The sequence below is a fragment of the Neobacillus niacini genome, assembly GCF_023715415.1.
Classification (GTDB): Bacteria; Bacillota; Bacilli; order Bacillales; family Cytobacillaceae; genus Neobacillus; species Neobacillus niacini_C.
In genome coordinates this window covers 1-24,293 of record NZ_JAMBOB010000010.1, presented here as the reverse complement: position 1 = coordinate 24,293, position 24,293 = coordinate 1, and the positions used below count along the sequence as shown (strand labels likewise).

The following is a 24,293-nucleotide window of genomic DNA, read 5'->3' as shown; positions in this document are numbered from 1 at the left end:
ATGAATTTAATTAAGTAATAGTTAAAGATATTTTCCAATACGCAAAAAAGAACGTCCGCAATAGAATGCGGACGTTTTTTTCATATCATTCTGTTGATACAGCTGGATCGGCCTGCTCTTTTACTGGTACAATTTGAATAAAGTGATCTTCTGGGTTAGTGAGTAGTGCTCGAAGCTGATTAGCTTCTTCTGTCTGTCCATCTTTAGCAAGTACATCTGTATATTTACCTAGAAGCTCATTAACATCTTTTTTCCCATTTTCAGTTAAGCTCATGACAGAAACCTTTGCACCTTTCGCAATCCTTCTCATAATCGCTTGGGCTGTTAAACCAACCTCAGGCTGCTGGCGAACATATACGACTCCACCAGTCATCCCGGCACAAATCCATGGACCTGGGTCTCCTAATACTAAGCCGCGGCCATTTGTCATGTATTCAAATGCAAAGCCTTTAATATTTGCATTGGCACCAATATTTCCAGCTTCTATTTCAGGAAGTGGCTGCTTCACTGAGCCGCCAATGATCAAATCAGCACCGGAAAGGCGGATTCCTGCACGAGCGTCAGCATTACCTTGAGCAACTAGCAGACCTTTTTGTGCGCCATATCCAAACCCTTTTCCGACAGAACCATTATAATAATTCCCATTTTTCCCTTTTGATTTAAGGATAAAGATATTGCCGCCAAAAGATGTTTTTCCAACACCATCCTGACCGCCGCCATTAACAGTGATTTCAATACCGCCGCTATTGTAAGCACCTAAGCCGTTTCCAGGAATGGAGCCATTCTTGTACTTAAGCTGCACAGGAGGAAGCTGCTGGTATGAACCATCAAGTCTTCCACGAACACGGTGACAGGAAACTCTGCTGCCTAAGACACGCTGTTCAGAAGTAACGCTGTCAAATTCACGAGAAGAATGTAATTGATCAACGCTAGCGTCTAAATACTCGGCACCAACTGCCACTTGCATTTGGACTTCTTGGAAAGCCTTTGTTTCTTCTGATTTTGAGAATTGGCTAATTTCTAGCGGCTTAAGTAAATAGGAGAGGCTAAGCTGATTCTTTCCTTTTACTTGCTCTAATAAATCAGACCGTCCAACTGCATCCTGTAACTTTGTGATCCCAACAGAAGCGGCAAGAGCCTTTAACTCATTTCCGAAGGATGAAAATAGATTCATAATTCCATTTACAGCTAAATCCAACTGACGTGGAACGAAGCGGCGGAGTCCATGTTCTTTCGCTTGAACTTCAGATTCAATTTGGGTTGCAATACCAACGTGACAGGTATCTAAATGACACCCACGGCAAGTGGTACAGCCGATTGCAAGCATCGAAAGCGTTCCAAAACCAACACGGTTTGCACCAAGTAGCATAACCTTCATGACGTCCATGGCACTCTTCATACCGCCATCTGCCCAAATCTCTACTTTATTACGAAGTCCGCTTTCAAGCAGGGCATTATGAGCTGCTTTTACACCGATTTCGACAGGGAGTCCAACGTGCTGGAGCGCATGGATTCTGGCTGCACCCGTACCACCGTCAAATCCGCTTAAGGTGATGATATCAGCACCTGCTTTAGCAATACCAACTGCAATGGTACCGATATTGGGAACAACAGGGACTTTTACTGCAATTCTCGCTTGGTCATTACCTGTTTTTAATTCTAGGATCATTTGGGCTAAATCTTCTATTGAATAGATATCATGATTGTTTGATGGTGAAATTAAATCTGATCCAAGTGTAGCGTTACGTGCTGCAGCAACCTTAGCAGTTACCTTTGAGCCAGGTAAGTGGCCGCCTTCTCCAGGCTTTGCACCCTGCCCAATTTTAATTTCTAATAGATTAGAAGAGTTTAAAAGCTCAGCGTTAACTCCGAATCGTCCGGAGGCAATTTGCTGTCCTCTGGTTTTAGGAAATTTACCCAGCATATCCTTGATTTCGCCGCCTTCACCATTTAGACTGACCATGTTTAAGCGGTCAGCACCTTCCGCGTAAGCTCTAAAGGCAATCTCATTTTGTGAACCAAACGACATCGAAGAAATAATAAACGGCAAATCATGCTCACCAACAGTTATATCAACTTGCGTTGGGGAAATGGATTGAATGCTCTTCTTTAATTGAACTAAATGGCGAATCGTTGTTGGATTCTGCTCTTCTTGTTCACTAATTTTATCACGGTAGGCACTGTAGTCACCTGTTGCTGCAACTTCACCGATAGCCTTCCAAATACGCGGGAAGAGGTGGAAGGTTTTCCCGACTCTTTCCTTCTCATTATGATAATCCTCAGCTCTTTGAAAAGCATCATTCTTCATTGCCTCAAAATTATTCTCAATCTCAGTAGATCCAAAAAAGTTAACGATATTTAATATATTTGCAATCTCTTCGTGCAGACCAATACTTGAGAACAGTCTGCCATAGCCTCGTAGCTCATGAATACCAATGGTTGAAATAACTTTTTCAAGCCCCTTAGAAAGTGCGCTATAAAGGTTAATTAGAGGTTTATTGGATTCATCGAGGACTGTCATGAACATGTAATAAGGGCTGATTAAATCTGCACCTAATCCAAAAACAGTAATCAAGTCGTGCAGCGAACGAATAGATGCAGAGCGCAGCACGATAGAACAATTTCTTCTTACTTCTGCCTTTACCAACGCCTGGTCAATAGCAGATGTAACTAAATGCGGATCAATCCAATAATAGTCCTCCTGATGTGCTTTCGCATCATCAAGAACAATTAAACTCTTTCCAGAAAGTACAGCTTTAACAGCTTCTTCAGAAATTCTTGTTAATGCAGTGTCAATGTTCTCATCTTTTCTAAAGGTCATTGAAATAAACGCAACTAGCTTCTCTTCTTGGAAATGCTGTACCACTTGATCGAAGCTCGGTTGGCCAATAGTCTCGGAGGAGCTATAACCTGCTTTGCCTTCTAGTAGAAGGGGAGTGGTTAACTCTAGAAGTGTATCTGTTTTTTCATTTTTAAATAGAGTAGGACGTTTTCCAATAATAACCCGTGTTGAAAAATGCTCCGTTTCACGGTCTCGGTCAATCGCAGGATTCGTAACAACGGCAACACTTTCTTTAAAATAATCTGCAAGGTTTTTGCGCTCAGGATTTAGAGCCGCAAGTGGTGCATCATGACCAAGTGAACGAATCGGCTCGACACCTTTTTCAGCCATTTGCTCAATTAATTGAATGTGGTCTCTTTCCCAGCCAAAAGCTTTATATTGTCCATTATGAATTTTATCTGGATAATTCATCATTATTGTTTTTTCTAAAGAAGGTGCCTGTAAACGAACTCTTGAACCATGAAGATTCAAGCGCTTCGAATAGCGGTTAACTACCTCTTTTTGAAATTTGTCCTGCTCGTAAACTTCTAATTTACTATTGCTCCACTTAAAGCCGACTTTTTCACCAGGAGCCAGTGGCTTAGGGTCATTAACATACTCACTTGAGGGAATGATGCCTGGTTCAGATGAGAATAAATATGAAGTTTCTATTTCCAGCATCCAAAGTGGACGTAGACCTAGCGCATCGACACTAAAAACAGCTTCATTCCCATATCTAGAAATAATACCGGCAGGACCCTGAGCAAAATGTCCCCATGCTTCGCGAATATAAGTATATAAGTCTTGTAAATCTTCTGAGTATGCTTTAATTTCATTGATAATTGGCGGGAATAATAGGTCAATTGCCTCGAATAGCGTATACCCTTCACGGCAAATCAATGTTTCCATTGTCCGGCTTAAATCCTGTGAGTCACTGCCATCTTTAACGAGTGGAACACCAATCATTCTAGCTTCATCACGAAGCTTTGCGATGGTATTAATTTCTCCATTGTGTCCAAGAACACTAAATGGCTGAACTCGGAAAAAGCTTGAAAGTGTATTAGTGGAATAGCGGTTATGACCAAGTGTTACGGTTGAGGCAACAATGGGATTGGCTAAATCCATATAGTAGCGAGGAAGAATATCTCCGGCACCCATTACTTTATAAACAGCATGATTCTGGCTTAAGGATGCAACATGAACATATTCATTGGTTTCAAAATCAATAATCGCATCGAATAATACCTTGGTTAATTCTTGACCATCCTTTTTGGATGTGCATGCGAATTGCCAGAAAACTGGATTTTCTTGAATGGCGATTGGGCCGAGAGCACTAGAGTCGGTAACCTGATTTGTTTCAAAGATGATTTCTAAATCGTAGTTTTTTAGTTTTTGAAGTAATTCTTGTTTAGTAGATTCCCAGTTAGCTTTTTGGCTGATAAAAACATGACCAACAGCAAAGCTATCTGTGTCAGCTAGGGAGGGATCAAGATTTGCATTTTGTAACTTTTCTTTCCACAGTGCCTTAGGAATATCAACATGAATTCCAACACCATCGCCCTCACCGTTAATAAAACCAGCACGATGATTCATTGTAACAAGGGCATCTATGCAATCAAAAATGTTTTTTCTAGTAGGCTGCTTGTTCTTTTCAAGACAAGCTACAATTCCACAGGCATCATGTTCATGCTTATGAAAATCTTTAAAAAGGGAAGGATTCCATCTTTCTGTCATATTATTTGGCTTCAGCTGAAATTTCCTCTAAAGCCGCTCACCTCCTATTAGCTTATAAATGTAAGATTTGTTGACAAAGAAATTAGGGCACAATTTAATAAGATTGCGTGAAAATAATATATCATATGAATTTTCAGAAATCAAATAAATATGCAAAAAAGTGGATAGGAAAATGAAGGGTATTAGGGAGCTGTATAATTAGAAAAGTATTAATGTAAACGTTTTCATTGTGGTAGTTAAAAATAGAGAGTGTTTTACACTCTCTATAAGTGAATAAGAAATGTATATTTATTCGTCTGCGAGTAAGGAAAATGCATTATTTACTGCATGAAGTGTTGCTTCGATGTCCTCTTCTGTATGTGCAATGGTTAAGAACCAGGCTTCGTATTTAGAGGGTGCCAAGTTAACACCTTGTTGCAGCATTAATTTGAAGAACCTGCCAAACATTTCACCGTCTGTCTTTTCTGCTTGCTCATAGTTTTCAATTTTTTCATTTGTAAAATAAACGGTAAAAGCACCCTTTAAACGATTAATCATAATTTGAATACCGTGCTCTTTTGCAGCTTCTAGAATTCCTTCTTCAAGCATTGCCCCTAAGCGATCAAGGTAGTCATATACCCCTTCTTGCTTTAATACTTCGAGACATGCGATTCCTGAAAGAATGGAGGCTGGATTTCCTGCCATTGTTCCAGCTTGATAGGCAGGCCCAAGTGGCGCTACTTTTTCCATAATTTCCTTCTTTCCACCATATGCTCCAATTGGCAGACCACCGCCAATAATTTTCCCTAGGGCTGTTAAATCAGGCTGAATCCCTAATAAATCCTGTGCACCTCCATACATAAAGCGGAAAGCGGTAATGACTTCATCATAGATAACTAGAGCGCCTGCAGCATGGGTAAGATCGTTTACCTGCTGTAAGAATCCAGGTTTTGGTTCTACAATTCCAAAGTTCCCGACAATTGGTTCAACTAAAACAGCAGCAATTTGGTCGCCCCATTTTTCTAATGCTTCTTTAAAAGGCTCAATATCATTAAATGGAACCGTAATAACTTCTTGGGCAATACTCTTTGGAACACCAGCAGAATCAGGGGTTCCAAGTGTAGATGGACCTGACCCCGCAGCAACAAGAACCAGATCAGAGTGACCATGATAACATCCGGCAAACTTAATAATCTTATCTCTGCCAGTATAGGCACGTGCAACACGAATCGTTGTCATGACTGCTTCAGTACCGGAGTTCACAAACCGAACCTTTTCTAAAAAAGGCATGGCTACTTTCAACATTTTTGCAAACTTTACCTCATGTGGAGTAGGAGTGCCATATAGAACTCCGCTCTCTGCAGCCTTTTTGATAGCTTCTGTTATATGTGGATGAGCATGTCCTGTGATAATTGGACCATAAGCTGCTAGGTAATCGATGTACTGATTTCCGTCGACATCCCAAAAATAGGCGCCTTGAGCACGTTCCATAACGACTGGGGCACCGCCGCCAACAGCTTTATAGGAACGGGAAGGGCTGTTTACCCCGCCAACAATGTGCTCTAAAGCTTCATTATGTATTCGTTCTGAATTTGTAAGTTGCATTATTTTTCCTCCTTGAAATGGATTCCTTCCTAATAATAGCACTTTTTTTATGGACTTTTATTTGTTTTACTTTTGAAAATTTAACTGCCCCGTTACTTTAGAAAGGATTGTTGATATTTTATCGTCCAAGCCTGCATAGAATGAGACTAATGATGTCTACCTGAGGTGACTGCTGATGTTCTATTTCTTATTGCCAATTGTTATCTTCTGTATCTTTATGAGTATACGAACATTGTTTATACCAAACACAATAAAAGGGAAATTTGTATCCATTGAAAATGCCCTTTTTTTAGGGTCTATCTATTTAACTGTTATTCTAGGGTTTGGCCTCATCTATTTATTGTTTGAATTAAAGGGTGTGTCATTGCTCGTAGAAACAAATCATGAAAATAATTATAATTTGTTTGAAACAAGCTTTTATTTCAGTGCAATGACATTATTTTCTGTTGGTAATGGGGATGTTGTACCACACGGCTTGGGCAGAATGGTTGCTGTTGTTGAGGCTTTAATTGGCTATACACTGCCTGCAGCGTTTGTGGCACGTGCATTAATGGACAGAGAAGTTAAAGAAATCAAATAGTTGTATTGTCGATCATGTTTGGTTAGGCTTATGGAAGAGAATACTTTCCATGAGGTGATTAAGTTATGGCAATCGAGTTAGGGAAAGAAGCACCTGATTTTGAATTATTAGCTAGTAATGGTGAAAAAGTAAAACTGTCAGACTTTAAAGGTGAAAATGTTATATTGTACTTTTATCCAAAGGATATGACACCTGGCTGTACTACTCAAGCATGTGATTTTAGAGATTTTCACAATGACTTTGCACAGTTAAATTGCACAATTATTGGAATCAGTCCAGACACTATAGGTAAGCATGAAAAGTTTATTGAAAAGTACAACTTACCCTTTTTACTATTATTTGATGAAGACCACCAGGTTTCTGAATTGTACGAGGTTTGGAAATTAAAGAAAAACTTTGGTAAAGAATATATGGGTATTGAAAGATCTACATTTGTTATTGATAAAGAAGGTAAAATAGCAAAAGAATGGCGAAAAGTGAAGGTCAAAGGGCATGTGGAAGAAGCTTTACAGTTTGTAAAAGAGAATTTAGCCTAAAAGTCAGCAAAAAAGCGGGGGAGCTCCCTCGCTTTTTTACTATTCGTTCTTTATAGCACCTGTGAGCTATAGCCGAAACTGCCTGAAATTTCTTTGCTGATACCAATTAAATATTGAGATAGTTCATTATTTTCATTTTGAGGGATAACTTCTGAAAAGCCTACAACTGTTATTGAACCTAGGAGTTTTTTCTTATAGTTTAATATCGGAATGGAAACGGATGACACGGATGGTACAAGCGGTTCCCTTGCAAAGGCAATTTCTTTCTCTCGTATGGATTCGCATTCGACTTCAAGCTGACTTGCCTTATCTGGCGGAATTTGCATAAATTCTTTCTCTTTCCATTCAAGAATCAGTTGCTCATCCATAAAGGCCATGAACACTTTGCCCGATGCAGAACGTATAGGAAGTAAGGTTCCAATCTGAGCGCCAATATTTATTCCTCGATTGTTGTTCAAATCTTTTAAAATCATTGGACCATTTTGGGTCCAGCTTGAAAATAGAACGGTATTCGAAAACTTCACGTTAATTTCATGCATAAAAGGTGTAATCCGGTCGATTACATTTTCTTGATCAACAGCAGCCATACCATACTCAATCAACTTGCTCCCTAGTACATATTCTCCCGTACCCTGGTAACGATAAAGGATGCCTAATTGTGTAAAGGTATTTAAGTATTTATAAAGATTACTTTTTGTAATCTGTGTTAACTCTTGAATATCGGAAAATTTTAATGGTCTCCCTTGTCGGGTGATTGTTTCTATAATACCCATTCCTACCTCTAATGATTGAATCGTCGTTCCTTTTTTTAAGACTTCCATATGTAACCCCCTATAGACTTTAATTTCAATATTACCATAGGAGGGCGCCATTCTCGAAATAGAATGGCGCCCTTTTACATTTATTGATATAGTAGAAAAAGACCTGTTAGTATAAAGGAGTTTTTCTAAGAAATGGATACTAAATTACAGATAATCGAGATATCGACACCGCTATTCCAACAAAAAGGATATAAGGGTGTAGGGGTAACTGAAATTATAAAGGCTTGCAACATTTCTAAAGGTTCGTTTTATCATCATTTTCCAAATGGAAAAGAGGAATTACTTATTACTTGTCTTAAGTCAATAGATGAAACGATTACAACACATATGATAGATATTTTCAAACAATATCAAACGACTCAAGAAGCTACACAGGCGATGATTGATATATTAATTAACGACTTTGAAGAAGCAGGCAGGGTTGTTGTTTCTACATTCACTAGCCTTGTTAGTGAAATAGGGTCTCTCAGTGAACCAGTTCGAATCGCATGTTCTGACCTTTACATGAAGATGCAAAAGATATATTGTACTAAGTTAGAAGCAGACGGGTTTTCAAAAGAATATGCAAATTCTATAGCTCTCATGATGATTGCTTCAATTGAAGGTGCGATAATGCTTTGTTTAACACAAAAATCAAGTGCCCCACTAAAAGTAATCTCAAATGAATTATTGAAAGTACTTAAAAAATCATGATTGATTTTTATTATCCAAAGAATAATTTTTTTTTATAATGCAAGCTGTCTAATAGCCTTTAAAAATGGCTATTATGTCAGCTTTTTTTTTATGAAAAAATGGTAGAGTACTGCCAATAATGATCAATATAGTAAAATAATAACTAATATTTTGTTTATTTTAAAAAGTTAAAATTGTTTGACTTTGGTATAACAATATCATAATATGATATTAATCACATAGATTACAACACTGTTTTATGGGGAAAGAAAGCGATTACATCAAAAAGTAGCATTATGTGGGGGAGATTCGACCTATAAACCCAACACTTTTTTAATCGTTTTTTTATTTATAGTACTATTGGACCGACCAGTCTGTTTAGGGAATTCGGTATCAATAATTATAAAGGTTTTGGTGCTACGCTTTTATTGGACCGACCAGTCTGTTTACCTAATTCTCTAAACGATTAAATCATCTTCTACAAAGTCTTTATGGTGAAGAATTAAAAATATATGAGGAGGTTCTACAATGCTAAATCATTTACAAGAAAAAAGTTCGGACGTGGTTAAGACTGTTCTCGGATTAGTACCAGCAGATGAATTAGGTGTTGTTCATATTCATGAATCACTTCTTTCTGTTGTTCCCGGTGCGGAATATGCGCCAGAGATAAACATGGATAAAAGTGAAATCTTTGAGGTCTTAAAAAGAAAGCTTACTGAATTTCGACGCAATGGGGGAAAAACCATTGTTGACCGCAGTGGAATGTTCCATGGCCGTGATGTAAAACTCTATGAAACTCTTTCTAAAACAACAGGTGTCCATATTGTAGCGTCAACAGGCTTAGGGCCTGAGCCGATGTTAAGTGGTTACTTTGTTACACCTCAAAAGAATCCTCCTACACCATGGTCAGCAGAACAATTTGCCGATTTGTTCGCAAAAGAGGTAACCGAAGGTATTGTTGTACCACGTATTGAACGTTCGGGTCTAGCAGGATTAGTAACTTCAATCGCAAGTCAAAGTGGTATCACCGAAAAAGAAATTAATCTTTTCCGTGGTTCAGCACAAGCTGCAAAGAGAACAGGAGTACCTGTATCCGTACAATACGGTGAAGATGCTGTTAACGATTTAGAAATTTTATTAGGGGAAGGCATTGAAGCAAACCGTATCATCATCGGAGGTATGGATCGTCTCGATGCTGTAGATCATGGGGAAGCATTTGCTGTCGCCCGTCGTGGAGCTTATGTGGCATTTGACCATGTTGGCTGGACTACAAACGAAGGCTATGTGAACGATGAGAAGCGTGTTCAACTAATTGCTGAACTATTTAATGAAGGTCTTGGCAATCACGTTCTAGTTTCAACAAATGCGGTTGGTGTTGCCAAAGGTTATGAAGCAAAAGATATTGGCTATGATTACTTACTAACAATATTCGTACCACTGTTAAAGAAAGCAGGGGTGACGGACGAGCAAGTTCGTGTTCTTTTAGAAGAAAACCCACAACGTGTATTAACGGTGAATACATCAGTAGCTGCGGAAAAAGAATCCGTTGGTGTAGCAAAGAAAAACTAATCGTAAGGAGTGAATAAATAGATGGGTAAGGTAAATACGGTTCTAGGGCCAATCCCGACAGAGGATTTAGGAATTATAGCAGTGCACGAGCATATTGGGTTCGGTCTGCCAGGTTGTGATTTAGATACACAGTGGTGGAAAAAACCTGAAGAAGCATTTGAAGTGACAATCGAAAAGTTACGCCGTTTCCGTGAACACGGTGGTAAGACGTTCGTAGATTGTACAGGAATAGGCAACGGACGAGATGTCGAGTATTTCCAAGTACTTTCACGTAGAACGGGCGTTCATATCATTGCGGTTACAGGCTTTGTAGCGGGAGACTCAGCTCTTCCATATTTCCGTGACAAACCAGTCGAGTACCTAATGGATTTATTCATCCATGAAATTACGGTTGGTATTGACGGTACAGGTGCAAAAGCCGGTGCGATTAAAGTCGGCGTAAGCCGCGGCGGAAAACTAAGCGAACTAGATAAACGCATCTATCGTGCAGCGGCACGAGCAGCGTTAAAAACAGGTGCACCAATCATTACACACTTATGCGTAGATGCCCAAACAGCAATTGCTATCTTTGATGAAGAAGGATTACCACTTGATCGTGTCCTTATGGGCCATGCTGATGATGGCGGATATCTAAATGAAGACCGTGATAATCTGATTGCCAATCTAGGCGGCTGGGTAGGCTTCGATACAATCGGCTATGACAGTGAAATGGAAGGTGCTCCATATTGGTCACGTCCTCGTCAAGATCGTGTGGATCATTTCCTTCGCTTCCTTGATAAAGGCTATGTCAACCGTGCCCTTATTTCAGCAGATGCTAACTGCTGTGCACTAGGCTGGCCAGGATTAAAAGGACATTCAGTAAACTACTTATTCGAAGAGTTCTTACCTGATTTGCGTAAAGCTGGTGTGGGTGAAGAGGTAATTGAACAACTATTAGTACACAATCCTACGAAATTTTTAACCATACAAGAACCGCAAGATATCAAACCTTTGTTAGGACGTTCTGTGCAAAAATCTCGTTAATAGATAAAGACGACTAAACGTAATAAACGGGAGGTTAAGACAGATGACGATTAAAGGAATGGCCTATATAGCTGGGGCATTCGAGCATCCAACACGTAAGGCTCCTGATAAATCCGTTGCTGCCTTGCATGCTGAATGTGCGAAAGGTGCCTTAGAAGATGCGGGGTTAAATTTCTCCGATGTTGACGGTTACTTTTGTGCCGGTGATGCTCCGGGTGGAGTTCTGTCAATGGTCGATTATTTAGGACTCAATGTACGTCATGTAGACGGTACAGACACTGGCGGCTCGTCGTACATTGCTCAAGTATCACATGCTGCGCAGGCAATCGCAGCAGGTAAATGCAATGTTGCATTAATTACAATGGCAGGTCGTCCACGTTCAGAAGGCAGAAGTGGTGTGAAACAGAAGCGAGTTGGTGCCAATGTTCCAGATACACCGTTTGAACTTCCATTTGGACCTACAGCTGTAAATGAATATGCAATGGCTGCGATGCGTCATATGCATGAATATGGCACAACAAGCGAGCAATTAGCTTGGGTTAAAGTGGCGGCTTCACATCATGCACAATACAACTCAAATGCAATGCTGCGGGATTTAGTAACCGTGGAAGAGGTTGTTTCGTCCACTATGATTGCTGATCCATTACATAAATTGGATTGCTGTGTTGTAAGCGATGGCGGCGGTGCACTAGTTATTGTTAGACCTGAGATTGCTAAAAGTCTGAAACGTCCACTTGTCCGAGTGATGGGAGCAGGCGAAGCACCAAAAGGATTACTTGGCGGCAAAACAACACTAACCTATTCAGGAGCAATTTGGTCAGGACCTAGAGCTTTTGAGGAAGCTGGAGTGACACCCCAAGATATTAAATATGCGTCCATTTATGATAGCTTTACCATTACCGTGTTGATGCAGCTTGAAGACTTAGGTTTTTGTAAGAAAGGTGAGGGCGGTAAGTTTGTTACCGATGGCAACTTGATTTCAGGAATTGGAAAGCTTCCAATCAATACGGATGGCGGCGGGTTAAATAACAACCACCCTGCAAGTCGAGGCGGCATTGTAAAAGTAATTGAGGCTGTTCGTCAGCTGCGCGGCGAAGCACATCCACGAGTGCAGGTTGAAAATTGTGACATTGCTTTAGCTCACGGTACTGGTGGGGGACTAGCAAGCCGTCACGGAAGTGCCACACTTATCATGGAGAGGGTGTAAAGAATGGGAACAACCTTTCACGATAGAAGTATGACAATCCCTGAAATTCATCCAGAACATAAGGAATATTGGGATGCTGCTGCACAAGGAAAACTACTAATCAAACAGTGCGATTCTTGTAGAGAGTTTCATTATTATCCACGAGTGTTATGTCCCCATTGCATGAGCGAAAAGACAAATTGGGTGGAAGCAAAAGGTACTGGCAACATTTATACCTATAGTGTAATGCGACGAGGCGTGCCATATGCGATTGCGTTTGTAGAACTCGATGAAGGACCAAGAATGATGACAAATATCGTTGATTGTGACCTAGATAAGGTGCACATCAATCAAAGGGTAAAAGTGGTATTCAAGCAGAGCGGGGATGAAAATAATCCAGGTCCTTTTATACCTTGTTTTACACCTGTTGAAGGATGATACGAGGACAAAACTCAATGAGAATTTTGTCGATTTGTCCTCAATTAGGGGTCTTAAGGACAAATCTTCATTGAGAGTCTAGAAGATTAGTCCTTAATGAGGGGTCTTAAGGACAAATCTTCGTTGAGAGTTTAGAAGGTTTGTCCTCATTGAGGGGTCTTAAGGACAAATCTTAGTTGAGAGTCCAATAGATTTGTCCTCAATAAAGTGTCTAAAGGACAAATCTTCGTTGAGAGTCCAATAGATTTGTCCTCAATAAGGTGTCTAAAGGACAAATCTCGTTGAGAGTCCAATAGATTAGTCCTCAATAAGGGGTCTTAAGGACAAATCTTAGTTGGGAGTCCTATAGATTAGTCCTCAATAAGTAGATATTTACTAGATCAATAAGTTTCTTAGAAGGATTAAACAGAGGAGTTGAAATAAATGAGAATCATTAAGGATGTACGCATACCGATGCGTGATGGCGTACATATTGCAGCTGATATCTACCTTCCTGATGGCGCTGCCAAAGTACCAGCATTACTTGCAATTAGTCCGTATGGGAAGGAACTGCAAGCACAGGCGTTAACATTACCGCCACAAGCACGACCAAGTCATCTCTGGAACGGTGCCATCGAGGCTGGAGATATCCATGCTGTTGTCGAACGTGGCTATGCTCATATTATTGCTGACGTACGTGGTACTGGTCACTCCGAAGGTCAGATGTGCGGTAACTACAATTCAGGCGGCCATGGAGACGGTAAAGATATCTATGACCTCGTTGAATGGATGGCTGAGCAAGAATGGTGCGATGGCAATATTGGGATGATTGGTATTTCATACTTTGCATCTGTTCAAATTTTAGGTGCAGCGGAACAGCCGCCACACTTAAAAGCAATCTTTGCAAACGGCGGGCACTTTGATCTTTATGAACTTTGTTATCACGGCGGTATCATGTGGCTAATGCCGCGTGCTTCTCGTGAAGGACGTGGAGGCGACAGCGGTAACGCTTTTAATAACGTAGCGAGTAAAACATCGAAAGTGTTCTCACCAGAAGAGATTAAAGAAAAAACGCAAGAACGATTAAATGATCCAGATATTGCTCATTGGTCAGATTTTGTTCATCTATTACATTATCAAGATCGTCACGAATTATGGATGGATTACTTATTAAATCCGCTAGATGGACCATTCTGGCAAGAAAACAGTGCTATTCAAGTGGCACACAAAGTTACTATCCCAACCTACTTCCAAGCAAAATGGGGCCGCGGTTGGAACGTCGAAGGCACAATAGAATGTTTCCACAAAGTATCAGGCATTAAAAAACTTGATATCCAAGCACTGCCGCCTATGTTAGAGCGTCCATTCCATGAAAATCATGACGAAATGTTCCGCTGGTATGATTATTGGTTAAAGGGTATTGATAATGGCATTATGGATGAACCAACTGTGCAATTTTCTGTAGAAGGTTCTAATAAATGGCGTAAAGAAGATCACTGGCCATTGCCAAATGAGGTGAAGAAAGAGTTCTACCTTCGTCCTCGCCACAAAATTAGCGAAAAGTGCGAACCTTTATCATCTGAATATGCACATCCAGATGGCTTCTACCAAGCACCATTAACCGTAACAACAACATCAGAAAAGATAAAATGGACGAGTGATAAATTCCTAGAGCCTGTGGAAATGACAGGTACAGGGGCGTTATATATTCATGCAGAAATCGATACCGATGATACAAACTTCATTGCCAAGCTTTATGATGTAGATTCTAACGGCAAACGTACGTTAATGACATCTGGTTATTTAAAAGCCTCTCATCGTGAACTAAATGAAGATAAATCAACCTACGGAGAGCCATGGCACCCACATACCTCTGTGGTACCCGTTACACCTGGTGAGATTAACGAATATGCAATTCGCTTATACCCATTTTCTTTCTTAATTAAATCAGGACATCGAATTGAATTAGATCTTGCATGTAACGAACCACTTGATGGAGAAGATGCGAAATTATTACCGCCTGATAGTTATCACTTACCAAGCGGACGTGCAACAACACACAAAATCTATCGTGACCTTGATCACCAATCACGTTTAGTATTGCCTGTAATTCCTAAACAGTATGACGTTACAAATAAGTAACAAAGGAAAAGAGGTGAACAACATGACAAATGCAGTACGTGTCATACCGATTGAGTGTAAATTTGGTCCAATTTCCGCATTTGCATATTATGTGGACGCACCGGAACCAGCAATTATCGATACGGGTGTTAGTATCTCGGCACAGCAAGATATAGAGCCAATCTTAGCTGAACATGGTATCCGTATAGAAGATATTCGATGGATTTTACTGACGCATGGTCATGTCGATCATCTCGGTGGCGCTTATGCAGTATGGGAAAAAACAGGACGAAACGCAAAAGTCGTGATTCCCAATATTGAAGCTCGACTTTTGCGTGATAAGAATGAACAAATTGTTGATTACAAGTCGCTGCAAGGAAAATACATCACCGATCCAGCCATACAAGAAAAACATATCACAATGCTAACAGCAGATATTGGCGGCACTATCGAACCGAATCTGGAGGTAGTGGAGGGTGATTCAATCCACCTAGGAGCAGACATCACGTTAAAAGTGGTGGAAACTCCAGGTCATTCGATAGGATCTGTGACATATGTGTTGGAAGGCTTAGACTGGGCATTTGCAGCAGATGCTGTTCAAATGTATGGGGGTTTTAGCGGATTCCCAACGATTGAAGACCCAACTTTATATCGCAGAAGTGTACAGCGTTTATTAACAGAAGTTCGCCCTAATCGATTATTTTTAGGGCATCCATTCCGCAATGTCAATGGCGAATTGCAAAGTGCACAAATCGAAGGTGAGCAAGTGGCAGCAGTGTTACAAGCAAGTCTTGAAATGGACACTAAATTAAGCGATTTGGTGAAGCACCATTTAACAAAAGGACTTCCTAGTGAACAGCATGAACTGTATGGACCGTTTGGATCAATTGCAAAAGAGATTGGTTATACAGGTAATCCAAGAAACCTACCTTGTGCATTTTTTATAACAATGAATGGTTACTATGAAGAACTTAGTGGTTGCAAATTGAAATGAGAGGAGGAACATTTAAATGATTCAAAAAAAATATGAAAATACAGCAAAGGCAATTGCCGATATACATGATGGAGCAACTTTGCTTGTTGGTGGATTTGGAGGAAGCGGATTGCCTTCCCACCTAATAGCTGCCCTTGTTGAGCAAGGAGCAAAGAATCTAACCGTTGTATCCAATAATATTGGTGCCGTTAGTGATGGTGTTGCTGCATTAATCAGCAATAATCAGGTAAAGAAAATTATTTGCTCTTTCCCAGTCGGTCCACACGCAGACGATTTGATTGCTCGTCTTCAGAATGGAACGATCGAGTTAGAAATTGCCCCACAAGGAACATTAGCAGAACGTATCCGTGCAGGCGGTGCGGGGGTTCCAGCATTTTACACACCGACGGCGGCGCACACTGAACTTGGAGAAGGCAAGGAAACTCGTATGTTCAATGGTCGTTTGCACGTTTTAGAACACGCTATCATAGGTGACTTTGCTTTTATAAAAGGACATAAAGCAGATCGCTGGGGAAATCTTGTTTACAATAAGACACAGCGTAATTTTAACCCAGTAATGGCGACTGCAGCGAAGATCACAATTGCTGAGGTAGATGAAATCGTAGAAGTCGGAGAATTGGACCCAGAAAACATTGCGACACCGAGTGTCTACGTACATCGTTTAATTAAATTGGAACCTCAAAGAGAAGGGAGGGTGTTAGTCAATGAGTAAAGACGAACAGAAGGTTGGATGGTCAAAGATAGAGTTAGCTTCTCGTGTAGCTCAAGACCTAGAAGATGGCTGGTTTGTCAATCTTGGTATTGGAATACCGACACTTGTGGCTGATGTCATTCCTGAAGGACGGGAAATTATTCTCCATAGTGAGAATGGACTTCTTGGGCTGGGCCCAAAACCTGAACCAGGGGAAGAGGATATGGACCTAGTTAATGCGGGTAAGGAACCCATTACATTAAAACCAGGCGGCTGCTTTTTCTCACAATCAGACTCATTTGCAATGATCCGCGGGGGCCATCTTGATGCAGCGATATTAGGTGCATTCCAAGTCTCAATGTACGGTGATCTTGCTAGTTGGAAACTCCCTAACAAACCGCTTGGACGTGTTGGGGGAGCAATGGATTTAACGGTTGGAGCAAAGCGAGTATTCCTTTGCATGCAGCATAGTAGTAAGGGAGTACCGAAGATAGTAGAGGAATGTACGTACCCACTGACTGCACCTCGCTGTGTGGATCGAATCTATACAGACCTTGCAGTAATTGACGTGACAGATGATGGTCTTGTCGTCCAAGAACTCGCTCCTGGTGTTACGTTTGAATACCTGCAGGCCAATACTGCTGCACCGCTTAAGATTCTTGAGACCAGACTCTCAAAAGGAGATTCTGCGGTAATTTAAGTAACCAATAATTGGGGAATATAATAGTTTGGGAGGGAAATATTTATGAAATCAAATTTAAGAATTGCTATTCTCGGTGCAGGTATTGGCGGGGCGTCAGCGGCAGTAGCTTTACGCCATGCGGGATTTAATGTCAATGTCTATGAGCAAGCAGCAGCCATAACAGAGGTAGGTGCAGGTATTGGGTTACGTCCGCCATCCATCCAGTATTTTGAGAAATGGGGACTTAAGGAAGAAATTGAGAGAGTAACCCATAAAAGCCTTCAAATAGAGATCCTTTCAGATAAAGCGGAAGTGATACTTAAGGAACAATGGCCAGCATTAACAGATGACCCTAATGAAAAATGGGCAAGATTGATTCATCGTGCAGACTGTCTCGACACATTGATTAATGCCATTCCATCGGAGTTCCTCCATTTGAATCACAAGTGTAAAAATATCGTTCGCCATGGAGATTATGCAGAAATTGAGTTTGAAAATGGTGTGAAAGTGGAAGCTGATTTGGTTATTGGTGCAGATGGTATTCGTTCCCTGACTCGTTCGCTATTTTTTAGCCAAGCTCAGCCGGTTTTCCACCATTATCATGCCTATCGGGCACTTGTCAATGAGGATGAAACCTATGGTTTAGCAACTGAAGACACACTACGGATTGCAGCAGATGATAAAGTTAACATATATTTGCTGCCATTAAAATATCGAAAACAAGTTTCTGTCGATATTACCGTACCACATAGCGATCCGACTGGAAGACCAAACGTGCCAAAAGAGGAAATGCTAAAAGAGTTAAAGAATTACCACCCTAACTTCCAGAAGATTGCGGAAGATGTAGATCATTGGGATGTTCGTGCGCTATATGATATTGATCCAATTAAACAGTGGAGCAATAATTGTATCACTTTACTTGGGGATGCAGCTCATTCAATGCTTCATAACCAAGGCCAAGGTGCAAATATGGCGATTCAAGATGCAGGAGTATTGGCTGAATGCTTATTAGAAACCGATTCCGTTGCAGAAGCATTACAAAAGTATGAGGCTCTGAGAAAACCAGTTTGCCACTTATTTCAAAATTTATCTCGTCAGTTCCATAATGACCAAGAAGATACCTTTTTCCCTGAAAAAGAATTCTTTGAAAATGCTGAATAAGAGATTTTTTTGATTATGAGTTTCAGAATATTAACTATGATAGGAATATTCCGTCGGTTGTTCGATCAAATGAGCGACGGATGAAATAGGGAGGGTTCGTAAATGCCTGTACATCCAGAGATAAAAAAAATATTGGATTTCATTCCACACTCTGAAAGTAAACAAAAAATTATTCCAGAAGAACATAGAAAAATGTTCGATGCTCCAGTTTTACCGGTTGAACAACGTGTACAAGTTTATGATGTCGAAGAAAGAACTATTCCGACAATTGAAGCAGATATACCAGTCAGAATCTATACATCAGAGGAAGCAGATTCTTATCCAATCCTCTTGTATTTCCATGGTGGCGCATTTATGTCAGGAAATTTAGAAAGTCATGATGAAGTGGTTCGCCCGATTTGCAAGGAATCAGGCTATAAAGTGATTTCTGTGGGGTACCGTCTTGCACCTGAACATCCATATCCAGCAGCATTAGTAGATTGCTATAATGTTACAAAATGGGCAACACAACATAAAGACGAATTAAAATGGAATGGGAAATCATTAGCAGTTGCTGGAGATAGTTCTGGTGGTAACTTAGTTGCTGCCATTACCCTAATGGCGCGTGATAAAAAGGAATTTACCATTACAAAGCAAGTATTGTTTTATCCATCCTTAGACCTTGACTTTAGTGAATTCCGTTACCCTTCATTGGTGGAAAATGGAAAGGGTTATTTTGTGGAGAGCGATCAATTAGCAGAAATTAACTCATTCTATTTATTAGGGGATGTGGACACCGATAATCCGCTTGTTTCACCGATTCGAGAAGAAAATTTAGAAAACCTTCCAGCGGCTCTTATTTTTACAGCAGAATATGATCCATTCCGGGACGAAGGTGAACTATTTGCTGCGAACTTAAAAAAATGCGGTGTGAATGCTGAATTAATAAGATATGAAGGGGCGACACATGGCTTCTTAGGGAAATTTACCCATCTTGATGAATATAAAGATGTTTATAAACGAACAGCTGATTTTTTAAGCTCTAAATAAGAATATTGATAGGTTAACAGATTTTTCTATGGAAGTGATCACCGTGTTAAAACCAAGCACATTATGTTAGATCACTTCCATTTGTGTGTAATTCTTTACACTGCCATTTTTAAACGGGAGCATCACTTGTATAGACGCATCATGTTTATAAAGGATAAAACTGCAGATAATTTTCTTAATATTCAGAATGTAATTTTAAAAAAATGATTTAAGGAAGGGTGTTTTATTATATGAAAAACAAAAAGTTTTGGACGTATGAAAATAAGTTAGTCGTCATCGTCTTTTTCACAATCGGATTCGTATTCTTTGACCGTTTAGCAATTAACTACTTATTCCCAATGATTTCTGTAGATTTAGGACTAAACTACACACAATTGGGATTACTTGGAGCAGCTCTTGCGTTAACTTGGTCAATATCTGGACCATTGGGTGGCTTTATTTCAGATAAAGTGAAAAGTAAGAAATCGATGTTAGCTGTTTTAGTACTGGCATTTTCGGTTGTTTCATTAATGCACGGTTTAGCACAATCATTTGCAATGTTATTCGTACTACGTCTATTAATGGGGATTGTAGAAGGTCCGCTGATTCCGCAAACACAATCTATTTTAGCAATGGAATCGTCAGAGCGTCGAAGAGGATTTAACTTAGGTTTCACCATGAATACCAGTAACGCTTTATTTGGAAGTATTTTAGCGCCTGTAGTAATCGTTGCTTTGGCAACAAATTTTGACTGGCATACTGCATTCTATTTAACGATTATCCCAGGGGTTATTTTAAGCTTTGTTATCCTTAAATCCGTAAAAAATCCCGATCCAGTGAAATTCCATGCTATGCATGCTACAAAATCGACTGAAAAAGTTAAAGTAAAAGATGTTCTTAAGCACCGCAATATTTGGTTATCAGTTGTTATTTTCAGTTTAGTAATGACAACACTAATGGCATTCCAAATTTTTGGACCGACATATTTGGTACAAGCAAAAGGTTTATCTGAAACAACAATGAGTTTCGTAATGGCTTCATTCGGGGTGGGATATGCGATCTTTGGTTTCTTAATTCCAACACTTTCAGAGCGCACGGGTCGTAAACCAGCTTCATTGGTTTCGGGCTTTTTGTTAATACTTATCCCACTATCTATCGTTTTCGTGGATTCAATTCCATTAATGATGCTTCTTTTATTCATCGGGTCTGCGGGTTCAGGTGTAATTGGTATGTCAATGTCCGTTATTCCGGTTGAGTCTGTTCCTTTACAATACTCAGGACTTGCTATCGGTTTAACCATCGGTATTGGTGAGTTAATCGGTGGATTCTTAAATCCAATGATAAATGGTGCTTTAGCAGATATGTATGGAATTCAAACACCATTATACGTAGCTGCGGCTGCAGGTGCTCTGGCATTCCTATTTTGTTTCCTCTATAAAGAAACAGCACCAGCTAAAGTTCCGTTAACTCCAAATGTTGAAGCTAGCGTCCGAGTATAGGTTGAGGGTTTCAGCATTTTCTAGCCTATTTTCTATAGAAAAGGCATTTGTCCAATGCAAACAACTGTGGAATGAATATCATTTTATTAGGGCATACCTCCTCAGATAAAACTTGTTGGGTCGATTATCGACCCTTTTTTTATTAAAATAAAACCATTGGGTACGTACATATATTAGTATTAAGATAAAAGAACAATAATGGGGGGAATTATAATGAAGATTTATACAAAAACCGGTGATAAAGGTACGACATCTTTAATTTATGGGCAAAGGGTTGCTAAGAATGACTTGCGGGTTGAAGCGTATGGAACCTGCGACGAAACGAATTCAATAATTGGACTTGCATTAAGCTATTTAAATGGTGAATCTTTTCAAAAGAAAGAATTAATAGAGAATGTGTATCATAAAATACAAACAAATCTGTTTCATGTTGGTGCAGAGCTGGCTACACCAAAGGGAAAGGAAGTAAAGTGGTCTCTTAATCCAAGTGATATTGAGGAAATGGAAAAACACATAGATGAATTAAATGAATCACTTCCAACCCTGACTAATTTTATCTTGCCAGGAGGACATTCAGCTGGTGCTGCTTTCCATGTTGCTCGTACAACTGCTAGAAGAGCAGAAAGATGTGCCGTATCTTTGGGGGACGATGTAAATCCTCTTGTTTTGGCATATTTAAATAGACTGTCTGACCTGCTATTTGTAACAGCTCGATTTGTAAATCATGTATTAGGGATTACAGAGCAAACGTTACACAATGAAAAGTAATAAACAATTACTTCATTATGATATAACAATATTGACAAAAGTATTAATTCCTTAGTAAACTAATTATAACAATTATAATTTAAGAATATTTTTGGAATAGAGGTGCATGGCGATGAATCAGTTAAAAGAAGCATTGGAAACATTAAAGGATACGGGAGTACGGATAACTCCACAACGTCATGCGATACTTGAATTTTTAATAAACTCAATGTCACATCCTACAGCAGATGATATTTATAAAGCCCTAGAAGGGAAATTCCCTAATATGAGTGTGGCAACAGTTTACAATAATTTACGAGTATTTCGTGAAGTAGGGTTAGTAAAAGAATTAACATATGGTGATGCTTCAGCACGGTTTGATTTTGTAACATCACACCACTACCATGTAATTTGTGAAAGTTGTGGGAAAATAGTTGATTTCCATTACCCAGGATTAAATGAAGTAGAACAACTTGCTTCTCACGTTACGGGTTTTAAGGTGAATAATCATCGAATGGAAGTCTACGGAACATGTCCAGAGTGTACGAGTAAAGAAGTACATTAATACAGCAAAAAGCCGATTAATAAAATCGGCTTTTATTTTTTTGATTTTTTATTGTAAGATTCATCAAACTCTTTACCTACAAGGTTAGGATCTAGTGTTAGAGTTTCTCTGCAATGCATACATATATCCACTTTTCCGAGCATTTTTGTGTATTTACCACAGCTTGGACATGTCACTTGAATGGTTTTAGTTGATAACATCCCAATCCAAAAATAAACAACAGTACTAGCAATAATGAATAAAACTCCTATCAGCATGAAAATGGTCATAATAAGTGGAGAGTTTCGAAAATAAATTCCACCGTACATTACGATAAAGCCGATAAAAATTAAGGATAAAGCAAAACTACGAATTTTATTTATTTTACTTGAATATTTAGTCATATATTCTCCTCCTAGACAAACTATACCATATTTACATCTTGTGAAAAAATGTTATGTTGAATAAATGTCGAAATTTGTCTTCTTAATAAGAAGGAGATTTATTATTACTGTCGAACATATACGTTATCGAAAATTATGGAGGAATGATGAATGAAAGACATTCTTCGGCCCATTTATCAGGAACGGGCTAGTCAATCCAATACACTTGGAGTATTGATGGTAGAGAAAAGACTTAAATCAAGCCATACCACAGACACCTTTGATGTAATACTTTTAATTATTGTAAAAGAAGGAGAGCAGCCATTATTAATAAAGCACTATACTTATAATGATAGCAAGGCGGCAATGCACATCGTCACAGAGAGCCAATTAAATGATTGGCTTCTATTAGGCACGAATCGAAAAATATTTGAATGGCTTCAAAATGCCAAGATATTGTTTGATCGAAATGAGTATATAGAAAATCTAAAAACAGAATTACGTGAATTCCCTTTTAATGGCCGTAAGGTAAAAATGGGATTAGAATTTGCAAAGTTGATAAGACGGTATATCGATGGTAAGGCGCTCTTTGAGAACAAACAATATCTTGATGCATATAATTATGTAGTTCACTCTTTACACCACTTAGCAAGACTTGCTGTAATTGAAAATGGTCTTCATCCGGAATTAACGGTTTGGCAGCAGGTAAAACAGATTGAACCGGAAATTGTAAAATTATATGAAGAACTTGTTAATAGTGAAGAGGCAATTGAAAAAAGGCTGGAGCTATTATTTTTAGCTAGTGAGTTTATGATTCATTCTCGTACTAAAGTGGGTTGTGCTCATCTTTTAGAAGTTCTAAGTCCCAAGGAATATTGGACGTTCAATGAGATTCAAAATGAACAAGAATTGATTCCATATTCTGTGGATTTAGCTGTTCTGATTGAATTCCTAATTGAAAAAGGACTCATTGATGTGGTTAGTGTAGAGACAAAAGGACATGGGATATTTCACAGATGTTATCAGGTGAGTAAAAAATTATCTTAAAAAAGTAATAAAAGCTATTGACCTTTTTGGGGATACTTGATATATTAATAACCGTCGCTGCGAACGAATGATGCAAAGCTATTCGCAAGTGACGGTCTTCTTTTTTTAAAAAAATATTGACACTGTAAAATGATTTGTGTTATATTATGAAAGTCGCTTACGAGCGAAAGAAGAATTTGTTCTTTGAAAACTAAACAAACAAGAACGTCAACAAACAATTTTTTAGCTTTTTGTAAAAGCTAAGCCAACGTAACAAATGAGCTATATCAACTTTCTTGGAGAGTTTGATCCTGGCTCAGGACGAACGCTGGCGGCGTGCCTAATACATGCAAGTCGAGCGAATCTTGAGGTGCTTGCACCTCTTGGTTAGCGGCGGACGGGTGAGTAACACGTGGGCAACCTGCCTGTAAGACTGGGATAACACCGGGAAACCGGTGCTAATACCGGATAATCCTTTTCCTCTCATGAGGAAA

The 24,293-nt window shown here is 39.4% G+C and carries 21 protein-coding genes and 1 rRNA gene; 18 read left to right on the top strand and 4 right to left on the bottom strand.

Translation table 11 applies throughout. From position 1 onward, the window contains the following. Nucleotides 1-85 precede the first annotated feature (85 nt). Together M3189_RS21390 and M3189_RS21385 are read right to left on the bottom strand one after the other, a co-directional pair. Nucleotides 86-4,555, bottom strand: a complete 4,470-nt coding sequence (locus M3189_RS21390) for a glutamate synthase-related protein (RefSeq protein WP_251637747.1) — start codon at nucleotides 4,553-4,555, stop codon at nucleotides 86-88. Between the two features lie 288 nt (nucleotides 4,556-4,843). Beyond that, complete coding sequence (locus tag M3189_RS21385; protein ID WP_251637738.1) at nucleotides 4,844-6,139, bottom strand: glutamate-1-semialdehyde 2,1-aminomutase; 1,296 nt, start codon at nucleotides 6,137-6,139, stop codon at nucleotides 4,844-4,846. A gap of 175 nt (nucleotides 6,140-6,314) precedes the next feature. Here M3189_RS21385 and M3189_RS21380 point away from each other — a divergent pair, with 175 nt between their 5' ends. Together M3189_RS21380 and bcp are read left to right on the top strand one after the other, a co-directional pair. Next, complete coding sequence (locus M3189_RS21380) at nucleotides 6,315-6,719, top strand: potassium channel family protein (RefSeq protein WP_353057468.1); 405 nt, start codon at nucleotides 6,315-6,317, stop codon at nucleotides 6,717-6,719. Between the two features lie 65 nt (nucleotides 6,720-6,784). Then, nucleotides 6,785-7,255, top strand: a complete 471-nt coding sequence (gene bcp, locus M3189_RS21375) for a thioredoxin-dependent thiol peroxidase (RefSeq protein WP_251637736.1) — start codon at nucleotides 6,785-6,787, stop codon at nucleotides 7,253-7,255. A 50-nt stretch (nucleotides 7,256-7,305) separates the two neighbouring features. On the opposite strand, the gene M3189_RS21370 is transcribed toward bcp, so the two are convergent. Further along, nucleotides 7,306-8,076, bottom strand: coding sequence for an IclR family transcriptional regulator (locus M3189_RS21370; RefSeq protein WP_251637715.1), 771 nt, complete (start codon nucleotides 8,074-8,076; stop codon nucleotides 7,306-7,308). Nucleotides 8,077-8,208: 132 nt separating this feature from the next. On the opposite strand from M3189_RS21370, the gene M3189_RS21365 reads away from it, so the two are divergent. From M3189_RS21365 to perR, 14 genes are all read left to right on the top strand, one after another. After that, the gene (locus M3189_RS21365) at nucleotides 8,209-8,769 is read left to right on the top strand and encodes a TetR/AcrR family transcriptional regulator (protein WP_251637713.1); all 561 of its coding nucleotides are present in this window, start codon (nucleotides 8,209-8,211) and stop codon (nucleotides 8,767-8,769) included. A 507-nt stretch (nucleotides 8,770-9,276) separates the two neighbouring features. Beyond that, complete coding sequence (locus tag M3189_RS21360) at nucleotides 9,277-10,317, top strand: phosphotriesterase (RefSeq protein WP_251637710.1); 1,041 nt, start codon at nucleotides 9,277-9,279, stop codon at nucleotides 10,315-10,317. 21 nt (nucleotides 10,318-10,338) lie between these two features. After that, complete coding sequence (locus M3189_RS21355) at nucleotides 10,339-11,340, top strand: phosphotriesterase family protein (protein WP_251637709.1); 1,002 nt, start codon at nucleotides 10,339-10,341, stop codon at nucleotides 11,338-11,340. A 43-nt stretch (nucleotides 11,341-11,383) separates the two neighbouring features. Then, complete coding sequence (locus M3189_RS21350; protein ID WP_251637707.1) at nucleotides 11,384-12,547, top strand: thiolase domain-containing protein; 1,164 nt, start codon at nucleotides 11,384-11,386, stop codon at nucleotides 12,545-12,547. A 3-nt stretch (nucleotides 12,548-12,550) separates the two neighbouring features. Continuing rightward, the gene (locus M3189_RS21345; protein ID WP_251637705.1) at nucleotides 12,551-12,964 is read left to right on the top strand and encodes a Zn-ribbon domain-containing OB-fold protein; all 414 of its coding nucleotides are present in this window, start codon (nucleotides 12,551-12,553) and stop codon (nucleotides 12,962-12,964) included. A 423-nt stretch (nucleotides 12,965-13,387) separates the two neighbouring features. After that, entirely contained in the window at nucleotides 13,388-15,085 is a 1,698-nt protein-coding gene (locus M3189_RS21340; RefSeq protein ID WP_251637703.1) for a CocE/NonD family hydrolase, read from the top strand. A 22-nt stretch (nucleotides 15,086-15,107) separates the two neighbouring features. Further along, complete coding sequence (locus M3189_RS21335) at nucleotides 15,108-16,058, top strand: MBL fold metallo-hydrolase (protein ID WP_251637694.1); 951 nt, start codon at nucleotides 15,108-15,110, stop codon at nucleotides 16,056-16,058. A gap of 16 nt (nucleotides 16,059-16,074) precedes the next feature. Further along, on the top strand, nucleotides 16,075-16,770 hold the full coding sequence (locus M3189_RS21330; protein ID WP_251637684.1) for a 3-oxoacid CoA-transferase subunit A: 696 nt from the start codon (nucleotides 16,075-16,077) through the stop codon (nucleotides 16,768-16,770). Next, entirely contained in the window at nucleotides 16,763-17,449 is a 687-nt protein-coding gene (locus M3189_RS21325) for a 3-oxoacid CoA-transferase subunit B (RefSeq protein WP_251637682.1), read from the top strand. The genes M3189_RS21330 and M3189_RS21325 overlap by 8 nt, the downstream gene beginning before the upstream one ends. 45 nt (nucleotides 17,450-17,494) lie before the next feature. Then, the gene (locus tag M3189_RS21320) at nucleotides 17,495-18,592 is read left to right on the top strand and encodes an FAD-dependent oxidoreductase (RefSeq protein WP_251637674.1); all 1,098 of its coding nucleotides are present in this window, start codon (nucleotides 17,495-17,497) and stop codon (nucleotides 18,590-18,592) included. Nucleotides 18,593-18,694: 102 nt separating this feature from the next. Further along, nucleotides 18,695-19,621 carry an alpha/beta hydrolase gene (locus tag M3189_RS21315; protein WP_251637672.1) on the top strand — a complete coding sequence of 309 codons (927 nt, stop codon included), beginning with the start codon at nucleotides 18,695-18,697 and terminating at the stop codon, nucleotides 19,619-19,621. Nucleotides 19,622-19,851: 230 nt separating this feature from the next. Then, nucleotides 19,852-21,099: an MFS transporter gene (locus M3189_RS21310; protein WP_251637670.1), complete on the top strand. Its 1,248-nt coding sequence runs from the start codon at nucleotides 19,852-19,854 to the stop codon at nucleotides 21,097-21,099. Between the two features lie 213 nt (nucleotides 21,100-21,312). Then, complete coding sequence (locus tag M3189_RS21305; RefSeq protein ID WP_251637668.1) at nucleotides 21,313-21,867, top strand: cob(I)yrinic acid a,c-diamide adenosyltransferase; 555 nt, start codon at nucleotides 21,313-21,315, stop codon at nucleotides 21,865-21,867. 106 nt (nucleotides 21,868-21,973) lie between these two features. Then, nucleotides 21,974-22,411, top strand: a complete 438-nt coding sequence (perR, locus tag M3189_RS21300; protein WP_251637667.1) for a peroxide-responsive transcriptional repressor PerR — start codon at nucleotides 21,974-21,976, stop codon at nucleotides 22,409-22,411. Nucleotides 22,412-22,443: 32 nt separating this feature from the next. Here the strand turns inward: perR and M3189_RS21295 are convergent, their stop codons facing one another. Beyond that, entirely contained in the window at nucleotides 22,444-22,794 is a 351-nt protein-coding gene (locus M3189_RS21295) for a YgzB family protein (RefSeq protein ID WP_251637664.1), read from the bottom strand. Nucleotides 22,795-22,944: 150 nt separating this feature from the next. Between M3189_RS21295 and M3189_RS21290 the strand changes: the two genes are divergently transcribed. Further along, entirely contained in the window at nucleotides 22,945-23,820 is an 876-nt protein-coding gene (locus M3189_RS21290) for a nucleotidyltransferase-like protein (RefSeq protein ID WP_251637661.1), read from the top strand. A gap of 272 nt (nucleotides 23,821-24,092) precedes the next feature. Then, nucleotides 24,093-24,293: ribosomal RNA gene (locus M3189_RS21285) — 16S ribosomal RNA — on the top strand; the annotation flags it as partial.